This is a genomic window from Dyella terrae, assembly GCF_004322705.1.
Taxonomy (GTDB): Bacteria; Pseudomonadota; Gammaproteobacteria; order Xanthomonadales; family Rhodanobacteraceae; genus Dyella_D; species Dyella_D terrae.
In genome coordinates this window covers 888,021-899,987 of sequence record NZ_SIZZ01000001.1, presented here as the reverse complement: position 1 = coordinate 899,987, position 11,967 = coordinate 888,021, and the positions used below count along the sequence as shown (strand labels likewise).

The following is an 11,967-nucleotide window of genomic DNA, read 5'->3' as shown; positions in this document are numbered from 1 at the left end:
CCTGGAGTCATCGCGTGATCATCAACCCCAAAGTCCGTGGTTTCATCTGCGTCACGGCTCACCCCGTCGGTTGCGAACGCAACGTGCAGGACCAGATCGACATCACCAAGGCGATGGGCGACTTGGGCGAGGGTCCCAAGCGCGTGCTGGTGATCGGCGCATCCACCGGCTACGGCCTGGCCTCGCGCATCACCGCTGCCTTCGGTTACGGCGCGGCGACGCTGGGCGTGTTCTTCGAGAAGGCGAGCAGCGATACCAAGACCGGTACGGCCGGCTGGTACAACTCGGCCGCTTTCGACAAGTTCGCCAAGCAGGCAGGCCTGTATAGCCGCTCGATCAACGGCGATGCCTTCTCGAACGAGACGCGCGAGCGCGCCATCGAGATGATCAAGAACGAGATGGGCGGCAAGATCGACCTGGTGGTCTACTCGCTGGCATCGCCGGTGCGCAAGCTGCCGGACACCGGTGAAGTCGTGCGCTCCTCGCTGAAGACCATCGGCGAAACCTTCACCGCCAACTCGATCGACACCAACAAGGACACCGTCGTGCAGACGTCGGTGGAGCCGGCGACCGAGCTGGAAATCAAGGACACCGTCACCGTGATGGGCGGCGAGGACTGGAAGCTCTGGATCGACGCGCTCAGCAGCGCCGGCGTCCTGGCCGACCACGCCAAGACCATCGCCTACAGCTATATCGGCACCGAAATCACCTGGCCGATGTACTGGCACGGCACCCTCGGCCAGGCCAAACAGCACCTGGACAACACCGCCAGGCAGCTGATGGCCGAGCACAAGGCCGAGCATCTGGACGCCTACGTCGGCGTGATGAAGTCCGTCGTGACCCAGGCCAGCGCCGCCATCCCGGTTCTGCCGCTGTACATCGCCATCGCCTTCCGCGTCATGAAGGAACTGGGCATCCACGAAGGCACCATCGAACAGGCCAACCGCCTGTTCCGCGATCGCCTCTACCGCAAGGATCACCAGCCGACGGCACTCGACGACGAAGGTCGCGTGCGCCTCGACGACTGGGAGCTGCGCGAAGACGTCCAGAAGGCCTGCAAAGCACTGTGGCCCACGGTGACCACCGAAACCCTCAATGAGCTGACCGACTACGCCGGCTTCAAGAAGGACTTCCTGCGTCTGTTCGGGTTTGCGCGCGAAGATGTGAACTACGAGGAAGACGTGGACTCGGATCGTCGCTTTGACGTGGTAGAGCTCTGATTCGGGAGAGAGCAGGGCGGCCGGCTGGGTTTTGTTTCAAAGATGGATCACGCAGGTTCGATTCCTACACCTCTCACCGATGACAAAAAGGCCGCCCATTGGGCGGCCTTTTTGTTCTTCATGCAGAGCTCTGCTTGGCGAATCAATTCCGGTCGAGGCGCCACTCCAGGGTTTGCCCGGCGAGAAAGGGCACCACTGGCTGACCTCCGACTTCAATCACATCCGGCACCTGCCACGGACTGCGCGTCAACGTAACCCGACTCTCATTGAGGGGAAGGCCATAGAACCGCGGCCCATGCTCCGAAGCAAAAGCCTCAAGACGGTCTAGCACACCTTCCTCTTCGAACACCTGCGCATACGCTTCCATCGCCACGGGTGCATTGAATATCCCCGCGCAACCGCATGCCGATTCCTTCGCCGCGCGAGGATGGGGAGCGGAGTCCGTACCGAGGAAAAAGCGAGGTGAGCCCGAAGTGGCCGCCTGTCGCAGCGCGATGCGATGCTTTTCGCGCTTGGCCACCGGCAAGCAGTAAGCGTGCGGACAAAACCCACCCTGGAACATCGCATTGCGATTGATCATCAGGTGATGCGGCGTAATGGTTGCGGCGACCAGCTCGCGAGACTCACGGACAAAGTCAGCTGCCTCGGCGGTGGTGATGTGCTCCAGCACCACCTTAAGCCCCGGGAAGTCCCGCACGATCTGTGACAGTACGCGCTCAATGAAGATCGCTTCGCGATCGAACACATCCACCGCTGGATCGGTCACTTCGCCGTGAATCAACAGCGGCATCCCGATACGTTCCATGGTGGCCAGCACGGGGTAGATTTGCCGAACGTCGGTCACACCATGGCTCGAGTTGGTCGTGGCATGAGCTGGGTAGAGCTTGCAGGCTGCGAAGACACCCGACTCGTAACCCGTTGCTACCTCGTTAGGATCGATATCGTTCGTGAGGTAGCAGGTCATGAGAGGCTCGAACGCGGCTCCCGCGGGGATGGCAGTGCGAATCCGGTTCCGGTACTCACGGGCTGCCTCCACCGTACAGACCGGAGGAACCAGATTCGGCATCACGATGGCCCGCGCGAAGCCATGGGCTGTCGCCGCGACAGTCTGCTCTAGCTGCGCGCCATCGCGCAGATGGACATGCCAATCATCGGGTGTGCGGATAGAAATGGTGGTCATAAATCGTGAGCCTTCTGCCGTCGCTGGAGCATTGATCAGTGTTGTCAGCATCCTAACGTATACGGGGCGGGCGGCCACTGGTGCCACCTTGGCATCCGGCTTTGTCGCGCGATGTGCGTTAAGACTTCGGCTTTCTGCATAGGTTACAGGGGACAGCTCTACCCCGCAGTGTCCGGTCCGGACTCAAAGCAGGGATAAGCAGGAGAGCGATTAGGTCAAGTTATCGGGGGTGGGGCTAATGTCCGTATATGGACTCCTCCCCGTTGCAAGCCTTCCGAGCTTTGGCGTCCATTTCGACCGAGCACGTATATCCGGCCTCTGACATCGACACCGTTTTGCGGTGCTGGGCCATGATGGGCCAATCGCGCGCCGGCTCCCAATCGCTTTCACGTGCTTGAGGGTGCCCGGACATTTCAGGGTTCTGCCGGCGCCGGTTCGACCGGTTCGCCATGGTGCGGCGGGCTGGCAATCGTGGATGGAACGTATGGATCGCAGGTCTCAGGCGGCCGCCAGGACCGGGTCGCAATCGCGATGGCGATACAGCAAAGCCCAGGCAAGCCGCGCCATCTTGTTGGCGAGCGCGATGCAGGCGACGTTGGGGTGGGCGCGTTGGGACAAGCGCACGAACCATTGACTGAGTCGGTCATCCTTGGTGGGTGCCGTACGAAGGGCCGAGCGTGCGCCGTGGACGAGCAGGCTGCGCACGTACGCTTGCTGATGCCCAGAGCGTTCCTGGCCGACGGAGCTGTGCTGGCGTGGCGTGAGCCCCAACGAAGCGGCCTTCTGTCGACCATTGGTAAACTGCCGCGCGTCGCCGACGGCCGCGATCAGTGCCGTGGCCACGACGGGCCCTACACAGCGCAACAGCTGCAGACGCTTCGCATCGGGATCGGTCTGCGTGATGCGCGTAATGTCCACATCCACCTCGGTCACGCGCTGGTCGAGCCACTACAGGTCGCGCCAGAGTCCATCACGCAACCGACGGAAACACGAGCTCAGGCCGTTGTCGGGAGCTTGCAGCCACGCAGGCACGGCGCGCCGCAACGACGACAGCGCCGGACGTGTCCCAGTCAGACATGGCACGACCAGCAAACCCGTCAGCTTGGCGAAAGAATATCGTCTGTTAATGCGATTTCTTGCCGAGGTATTTTGCGATGCTTCGCAAATTCCTGTTGCATCGAGGGTATGATTTTGCTAATGCTTTTGCCGCCGCGCATGCCGTGGTGTTGAAGGAAATGGGAGGCAAGCCCTGCCAGGGTTCGACCGGGCTTGTTCGCGATGTCCGCAATGGGTGTCTGCGCAAGGATTCGGGGGAAAAATGGGGAGCAAGGTTGGGCGCCGAGCGTGCGCTATTGGGACGTTTGTTCTTCTTGGGCTGGTTTCATTACACGCTGCAGCGCAGTCTGCTGACGTCAAGCCGGAAGACGAGTACAAGAAAAAGATAAGAGTTACCGACGATATTCAGCCGCTTGGCGAAACACCGTTCGGCGAAAATCTCAGCCTGTACAACGGCACGCTGAGCTTCTCTCAAACCGATGTTCGCGCCGATGGTACAGGCCCTTCCATCGAGCTGACACGCAGCTTCCGTATTCCGGACGTGGATCCGAACTTCACGTATCAGGAATTCATTGATAACGCATTGGTCGACTGGACTCTCGATGTTCCCCACATCGAAACGCTGTCTGCGAAGTACAGTTGGTCGGACGTCAATGGGCAGCTGCACACCGGGTGGTTCTTCCGCGATTCCTTGTCGCGTTGCTCGTCCCTAGCAACCGCGCCAGACATCGTTGTAAGTACAGGTCTAAGCGACCCAGTTACTTACAACAGCGCAGACTGGTGGCATGGCTACCAGATGATTTTGCCTGGTGCCGGCGCGCAAGATCTCATGCGTCGCAGCGCCTCGAACATCGCATCCCCGCAGATGACCGTCCCGGGAACATCCAGCACGACATTTCCAATTGTGACAAAGTCGCAGTGGGCGATAGGTTGCCTTGCGCAGACCTCCAACGGCCAACCTGGAGAGGGGTTCTTTGCGGTATCCCCCTCGGGAACCAAGTACTGGTTCGACTGGCTTACTTACAAGGCCGCCGATTCCATGGTTATGACTGGGGGCGGTTCACTGCACCGACAGGTCGATTTCATGCTCGTCTCCAGAGTGGAAGACCGCTTTGGAAACAGCGTGACCTACTCTTACGACGCAAATAGCAATCTCACTGCTGTGATGGGCAGTGATGGCCGAAATTTGGCGCTGGGTTATGACACGTGGCAGCGGCCTGGTATCGACCCGTCTGGCAACTACTACAGCCCGCTGGCCCACCGGTTGCGCACCGCTACGCTTCAACCTGATTCGCCCCAATCGCGGACTTGGACGTACAACTACAGCAACGATCCGTATCTTCCGCGCCTGACGAGCGTTCAGTTGCCGGACGCATCGGCGTGGAGTTTCAATCTAGGGGGGTTTCGTGCTTCCAGTCTCGACAATCTGGTTATCTCGCCGGAAGGTGGTGGCTGTATTGGCGTTGCTGGGCAGGTGGGCGGGAGCTCCATTGGAACGATTACGCATCCGTCTGGACTTGTTGGGACCTTTACGGTCACGACAACTTTGCGCGGGCGCTCCTACACGCCCAATACCTGCATCCAGGCGCCTTCTGGCGACTTCACGCTGATACCCAATGTATATAGCGTTGCAGCCTTGACGAAGAAAACATTCACGGGTGCTGGATCACCTGATCGCGTCTGGCAGTATGTATATTCGCCAGCCAATCAAAGCAGATTGGAGGATTGCGCATCGGGGTGTGTGGGCGTGGTTTGGACGGACGTGATCGCGCCGGACAACCAAGCAACACGCAGTACCTTCAGTAACCGTTACGACAGCACGGATACGTTACTTCTGCGCGAGGATATCTATGCTCAGGCAGTGGGTTCCACGCTAATCCAGTCCAATATCAACGAGTACGCGTCCTTTGATTTTGGTCCTTGGCCGAGCCGGTTCGGCGTGAACCCACAGCGCAGGCTCAATGACGATCAGTTGGAAACTCAATCGCCACAGAGAAAGCGGCAGATACAAAGGGAGGGCGATACCTATACTTGGGAGGCCCTGGCTTTCAATCAGTTCGCCCAACCTACGCATACAAAGCGATTCAACTCGATAACAGGCCAGCAAGCGGTTGACGACTACTTGACCTACCTCAACGAGACCAGGCTTTGGGTATTGGGCCTGCCGCTGACACGTGTCTCGGCCAATAATGGTACTAACGAGGCGGTCAGCGAGAGCGTCTACGACGTACCGGATAGTAGTCATCCTGACGGGAAGGACACCCTGAAGGAGCGCAAGCGGTTCGGCCAATCGGTGGTGAGCTATAGCTTTGACTCAGCCGGGCAACTCGCCAGCTTCACGGATGGCAATAGTCATACGACGACGCTTACCAACTACAAGCGGGGAATTCCGCAGTTCGTCACGTATCCCGATCTGACAACGCAGCATATTGCCGTGGACGATCTGGGTCAGATCAGTAGCATCACCGATCAGGTTAGTAATACGACCGGCTTCACTTACGACGCCGTAGGGCGCTTGGCGAGCATTACATACCCGACTGAAGCCGGCCACGCCTGGTTTCCAAAGATCTTTACCTACGAGTTCGTGCCCAGCGAGCGCGGCCTCACCGGCAATCACTGGCGGCGCACGATCAGCAAGGGGGCGTCGCGCAGCGTAACGATCTTCGACGCCTACTTGCGCCCGGTGCTGAGTGACACATTCATCAATGGCGTCGCCGGGTCACTGAGTACGGCGGAGACCCGTTATGACTGGAAGGGGCAAAGCGTTTTCCAGTCGTATCTGGACGATACGGCGAGCAATATCGGCGGCTATGCGGGTGGTCTGACCACGCAGTACGATGCCTTGGGCCGTGTCACCGCAGTTATTCAGACCTCCGAGCTTGGGAATCTGACGTCCACGACCGAATACCTGTCCGGCGCCCGCAAGAAGGTGACCGATCCCAAGGGTTACGTCACCATCACCAGTTACCAAGTGTTCGATACGCCGTCCTTGGATACGGTTATTGGCGTTCAAGCCCCTGAGGGCATTAATCAGAGCATCACCCGTGACGTCTATGGCAACCCACTAGAAATCCGGCAGTGGGGTACGGGCGGCGGTTTGACCGTCGATATCAGCAAACGGCTTTACTACGACGGTTACCACCGCCTGTGCCGCACCAAGGAGCCGGAGTCGGGTGGTGAAATGACTGCCTATGATGGAGCTAACAATGTGGCCTGGACGGCATCTGGGCTCAGCATTGATGGGGACGGTTGCGGCTCAGCGGCAGAGGGGGCCAAGACCTTCCGGATGTATGACGCCATGAATCGCGTGCGTACACTCACGCCTCCAGCTGGCACGCCGGGTACCACATATACCTATGATGCGCTCGGCAATGTTCAATCTTCCGTCACGAGCGATGGTACGAGCTGGACTGGAAGTCGCAACAGCCTGGGATTGCTGACTTCCGAGCAGCTGGGTGTTACCAATAACGGCGTCAACGCCGTTACTTATGCGTACGATGATTACGGCAGTGTGCGTTCGATCAGCTATCCGGATGCCACGGTGGTTGATTACGCCCCCGATCCACTCGGCCGCCCGACGAAGGCTGGCATCTACGCCACTGGCGTTCATTACTACCCGGACGGCGACGTTAAGAACTTTGTGTTTGGCAATGGAGTGATCTACACGGTCGACAAGAATGCGCGTCAGTTGCTTAGTAATTTTAGCTACGGCAGTAGTGGTCCGGTGTTGAGCAAGGACTACGCCTATGATGCTAATGGCAACATCATGGCGATCACGGATCTTCTTGATGGCACCCACACCAAGACGATGACTTACGACCAGCTTAATCGCCTGAGCTCGGCCACATCGAGCCTTTGGAACGGCGTGGAAAGCTACACTTACGATCCGCTGAACAACATCCGAAGCCGCCTATCCAGCGGGCAGACCTTCACCTACAACTACGACGGAACCAATCGTCTCGCCAGCATCACCCAAGGTACCGGGAGTTTTATGACGCTGGGTTACGATGCCCGCGGCAACGTCATCAACAAGAAAGGTAACACCCTGGTCTTTAACGACAAGAACCAGCTCACCGCCATCCCTGGTTTCGGCACTTACGCCTACGACGCCTCAGGTCGCCGCGTGGTCAAGAGCAGGCCCGACGGTTCCGCAACGTACTATTTCTACACGCAATCCGGGCAGCTGATGTACTCGCTCGACACAGGCACCGCCAAGGAGGCCAGCTACATCTATCTTGGCAAAAAAATGATCGCGCGGAATGACACATTGAAGCTCGCTGCGCCATCTGCCATCAGTTTCGACTCCAACCCGAACAATGGGCGCTACACGGTGAGCTGGACGGCCTCGCCCGCGGCGACCAGCTATCAGCTCGACGAGAGCAGGGAGGGTGGTGGTTGGACCACGTTGAGCGGCACGCTCACCGGCACCAGTTATGTCATCACGAGCAAAGAAGGGGGGGGCTACGGCTATCGGGTGAGGTCCTGCGCCAGCGGCCAGTGTACCGCCTGGACCAGCTCATCGAACCTCGGTGTAACGCCGACCTTGCCCGGCATTTCCGTACCTACGCTTACTAATGTCACCTTCGATGTCAGTTGGACCATGCCCATCAGTGCCACAACCTACGATGTGCAGGAGCAAGTCAATGGCGGCTCCTGGACCACGGTGGTCAGTAACACCGCCGCGACACAATTGAGCCGAACCGTTGCCATAAGCGGTAGTTATCTCTATCGCGTACAAGCCAAGAACATCTATGGTTCCCGTGGCTGGGTCACCTCAATGGCCTTCACCGTGGACAGCACCTACGGAGTTGTTCCCATTGCTCCGGCGGCTCTGAACGTTCCGTCCACCAGTTACACCGATAGCACCGCCATCAGCTGGAGCTCAGTTGCCGACGTAAATCGCTACGTGTTGGAGCGCAGCAGCGATGGTGGCACGACCTGGGGGGCAGCTTACGACGGTACCGCCACCAATGCCGCAGTCAATGGTCTAGCCGCCGGGGTCCATACGTTCCGCGTTCGAGCCTGTAATAGTTATAACTGCAGCGCTTGGAAGTCGAGTACGAACCTTGTCGTCACACTCGCGCCGAACGGTACCCCAACACTGACAGCACCTGGTGGCAGCATCAACGGTGCCTATACGATCGGGTGGTCGACGGTCTCCGCGGCGACCAACTACACCCTGCAGGAGAGCTTCAACGGCGGCGCCTGGACGCAGGTGCAGGCCAACGGTAATACCAGTTGGGCCGCAAGTGGCAAGGGCAACGGCAGCTATGCGTATCGCGTGCAGGCCTGCAATGTAGCCGGTTGCGGTTTATGGAGTTCGACTGGAGCAACCACGGTACTGTTGCCGCCGCCAGCGCCGACTAGCGTAACCGCGCCGGTGACGGCCTATGGCGCGTTCACCGTTTCATGGGCAGCTGCGCCCACAGCGACGGCGTATCAGGTCTATCAGTCGTTCAATGGCGGCGCGAAAGCTCTTGTCTACAATGGGTCAGCCATGTCGCTGACGGTCGCGCCTTCATCCAGCGGTACTTATGGCTATAGCGTCTATGCCGCCAACGCGAGCGGCTCAAGTGCAACGAGCCGTGAGTCGGGCAACGTCGTGACGGTGACATTGGCGCCGACTTTGGCGCCGTCCATATCGGTGCCAGCGAACAGTATCAACGGTAGCTATACCGTCAATTGGTCGGGGGTGTCGGGAGCTACGAGCTACACGTTGCAAGAGCAGTTCAATGGCGGTGCGTGGGGCAACGTCCAGGCCAATGGAAGCACGTCCTGGGGTGCGAGCGGAAAGGGGACGGGAATCTACGGCTATCGGATACAGGCATGTAATGTTGGCGGATGTGGACCGTGGAGTTCCGTCGGAACAACTGCTGTCTTGCTGCCCCCAATTACGCCGACTGGACTCGCAGTGACTGTCTCAGGGACGGTCGACAAACCTGTCGTCCACCTTAGCTGGAACGCGTCGGCCAACGCGACCACATACAACCTTGAGGAGACGCATCCTCAGGATGGCGTATTCATTCTCTATTCGGGTCCGAATACCAGCGCGGGGATGCTGACATATGCCAATGGACAAGTCAGGTTTCGAGTTCAGGCATGCAATTCGTCGGGCTGTTCCGCGTGGAGCGCCTACGCGAGCACTTGGCTTGACTCCGGAAGCGGGTGATCTGCAAGGAGACTTCCGGCCAAAGCTTTCCGGTTGTGAAGGGCATTGAAATGCCGTCGAGAACTCTTTGAAGAGGCAAATATGTCAAACCGATATGCGTTATTGCTGGGCATGCAATTGATATTGCTATCGGCGAGAGCCTATGCAGGCAATACCACTTATATCTATACGGATCCATTGGGGACCCCGCTTGCTGAAGCGGATTCCACGGGAAACATGGTTCTGGCGCAAGAGTACTCACCGACTGGAGCAGTTCTGGTAGGGAGCTCCACCCTTGAGACAGGATTTACGGGTCACGTTTTCGATCCCAACTCAAACCTGATTTACATGCAGGCTCGCTATTATGATCCCGATACAGGGATTTTCCTCAGCACAGATGCCAAGATACGGCGACCGGGTGATTTTAAGTCATTTAGTCGATACTCATATGCGGACGCGAATCCAATTTCGAACCTGGATCCTGATGGTAATTCAACTTTCTGTGGCGCTTACGCTTGCGATGTCTTCTCATCCGGGTTTAATCAAGTAACATCCAAGGGCCAGGCGAGATATTTGGCGTCTCGTTTTTTTAACCACTATTACTACAACGGCCCAAAGGATGGTGGCGCCAAAACAACACTTCCTAAAGCTACAAAGAAAGCGCTAGTTAAGATAATTATGTCTCCCATTGGCGGTAGGCTGGTTTCTAGCATGGCTTCAAACAACGAAAGAATCGATCTCGTTTATATGGACGCCAAAGATGCGTTTGGGACCTTTGGTAACGAGATTTGGTACACGCCTAGTGTAGGAGATTACCTCTATACCCATGCCGAGTCGCTGTTCCCGGGGGATGGTGCGGATAGCACATCACTCGACATTCTTTTGATGCATGAGTTCGGACACTCGGACGCAGGTCATAGGGCTTTTGGTTTTGAGGAGTTTGAAGGCGATAAGCTCAATATTAGGGAGGAGATGCGGGCCGTTAAGTCGTTTGAAAACCCCTACAGGAAATTCAAGGGTGTGCCAATCAGATGCACGTACTTTGTCGAGAACGATTTGTGCAAATGAGGTGGTCTAGCATGAGTATGCTTCCATTTTTGATCTTTGCTTTGAGTGCTCCTGCGAATGCGGGATCCTGTCAGTTGTTAATGGACAAGTACGATGAGATGCCCTTTCATGGGGAGGCGCTTGTTCTCAAACGAGGAGAATTTAAGGTCTCTCCCCATGTTTTGGGGCGGTCGCAATTTGCCGCTTGCGCAATTATATCGTTTCAAATTGACGACGATGGCAATGCCGTTGGTCCCAAAGTTGTTGAGTACTGGCCAAGTCGGGGGGTCGGTGAGGCGGCAAGGACTTCGCTAAGAGATTACAAGTTCAACATGGGCGACCATGGGAAGCGCTACGTACTTTTTCTCCAATACAATGGGGCTGCAATCTGACCCGCAGTGTGTCACGCATCAGGGTTAGCAGGCTTGACCTGCCCGTTCTGAGCCGTATCAGGTGAAGCTGTAAAGTCCGACAACCCAAGAGGACGGACATGAAGAACAAACTAAGGGGTCAGAACACTTTTAAGAGGCCGACCCCGTCGCCGAACGTGGACTGCGCGCCCCAGTTCGGCCCCAATGGACGCCCGGAATCGACTTGATCCCAGCGCCTTCTTCTGTTTCAGATACGCGCGAATGTCCTGCTGCTGGTCACCGCTTAGGGCTTCCGTGGATAACGCCTTTTTTGGGGATTCCATCGCTGCGTCGGATCGGAATCGAGCGAAAGATATTCGTCGTGTGGGTGAATCAGGCGGTCGAAGGCGCCTAGCGCGTTAGCGTCGACACTGCTGGCCGAGCCACCATGGCGGGCCCAAACGGGGCTCATTTCGATGTAGCGATAGCACCTCAGCAGATAGCTTTGGCTATCGACAAGACAGGCTTTGTATCACCCTTCCCACAAAGTACCGCTTCGCTGATAGGTTCGATTGAAGTACGGCACGTACCGACCGCCAAGTGCTTGCACGCATTGGGACAGCGCACCTTCAAGTTCCTAGGTGATCAGCAGGTGCACTTGATTTTTTATAAGTACGTAGGCGTGTACCTGGCAGTGCTCATGCATCGCCGCCTCATACTAGAGCTGCACGTAGCATCTGTAGTCTTGCTCTTGCAGGAAGCACGGTTGGTGGTTGTTGCGGCGCTGAACGACATGCCGAGGATCATCGACTACATTGAGGCGGGACTGCCTAGGCAGGTTGAAGCTGCCGTTGGGGAAGGGCAACAGCTTCTCAGTGGCGGCGCAGGTCGTAAGTCGGTGGTGTCAACAATCTTTGTCGGAAAAGTGTTCTGACCCCTTAGGTTCGGAGGTCGTCCGCATTCTCC

General features: G+C 57.5%; 7 protein-coding genes. 5 read left to right on the top strand and 2 right to left on the bottom strand.

Features of this window, described 5'->3' with window-relative positions; genetic code table 11:
* Positions 1–14: 14 nt before the first annotated feature.
* Positions 15–1,220, top strand: coding sequence for an enoyl-ACP reductase FabV (gene fabV / locus EYV96_RS04130; protein WP_131150218.1), 1,206 nt, complete (start codon positions 15–17; stop codon positions 1,218–1,220).
* Between the two features lie 142 nt (positions 1,221–1,362).
* Here fabV and pyrC read toward each other — a convergent pair whose 3' ends face one another.
* On the bottom strand, positions 1,363–2,400 hold the full coding sequence (pyrC, locus tag EYV96_RS04125; RefSeq protein WP_131150217.1) for a dihydroorotase: 1,038 nt from the start codon (positions 2,398–2,400) through the stop codon (positions 1,363–1,365).
* A 498-nt stretch (positions 2,401–2,898) separates the two neighbouring features.
* Positions 2,899–3,333 carry a transposase gene (locus EYV96_RS04120; RefSeq protein ID WP_131150216.1) on the bottom strand — a complete coding sequence of 145 codons (435 nt, stop codon included), beginning with the start codon at positions 3,331–3,333 and terminating at the stop codon, positions 2,899–2,901.
* A gap of 385 nt (positions 3,334–3,718) precedes the next feature.
* Between EYV96_RS04120 and EYV96_RS04115 the strand changes: the two genes are divergently transcribed.
* The 4 genes from EYV96_RS04115 (at position 3,719) to EYV96_RS18720 (ending at position 11,935) form a co-directional block, all read left to right on the top strand.
* Positions 3,719–9,625 carry an RHS repeat domain-containing protein gene (locus EYV96_RS04115; protein WP_131150215.1) on the top strand — a complete coding sequence of 1,969 codons (5,907 nt, stop codon included), beginning with the start codon at positions 3,719–3,721 and terminating at the stop codon, positions 9,623–9,625.
* Positions 9,626–9,706: 81 nt separating this feature from the next.
* Positions 9,707–10,672, top strand: coding sequence for an RHS repeat domain-containing protein (locus tag EYV96_RS04110; protein WP_131150214.1), 966 nt, complete (start codon positions 9,707–9,709; stop codon positions 10,670–10,672).
* Positions 10,673–10,683: 11 nt separating this feature from the next.
* A complete protein-coding gene (locus EYV96_RS04105) occupies positions 10,684–11,043 on the top strand; it encodes a hypothetical protein (RefSeq protein ID WP_131150213.1) in 360 nt (119 codons plus the stop codon).
* A 463-nt stretch (positions 11,044–11,506) separates the two neighbouring features.
* Positions 11,507–11,935 carry a hypothetical protein gene (locus EYV96_RS18720; RefSeq protein ID WP_165488580.1) on the top strand — a complete coding sequence of 143 codons (429 nt, stop codon included), beginning with the start codon at positions 11,507–11,509 and terminating at the stop codon, positions 11,933–11,935.
* The last annotated feature ends 32 nt before the right edge of the window (positions 11,936–11,967 follow it).

Excerpts from the sequence above, each read along its gene's own strand:
- EYV96_RS04115 (WP_131150215.1), top strand. The coding sequence starts at position 3,719 with ATGGGGAGCAAGGTTGGGCGCCGAGCGTGCGCTATTGGGACGTTTGTT.
- EYV96_RS04110 (WP_131150214.1), top strand. The coding sequence starts at position 9,707 with ATGTCAAACCGATATGCGTTATTGCTGGGCATGCAATTGATATTGCTA.
- pyrC (WP_131150217.1), bottom strand. The coding sequence starts at position 2,400 with ATGACCACCATTTCTATCCGCACACCCGATGATTGGCATGTCCATCTG.
- EYV96_RS04105 (WP_131150213.1), top strand. The coding sequence starts at position 10,684 with ATGAGTATGCTTCCATTTTTGATCTTTGCTTTGAGTGCTCCTGCGAAT.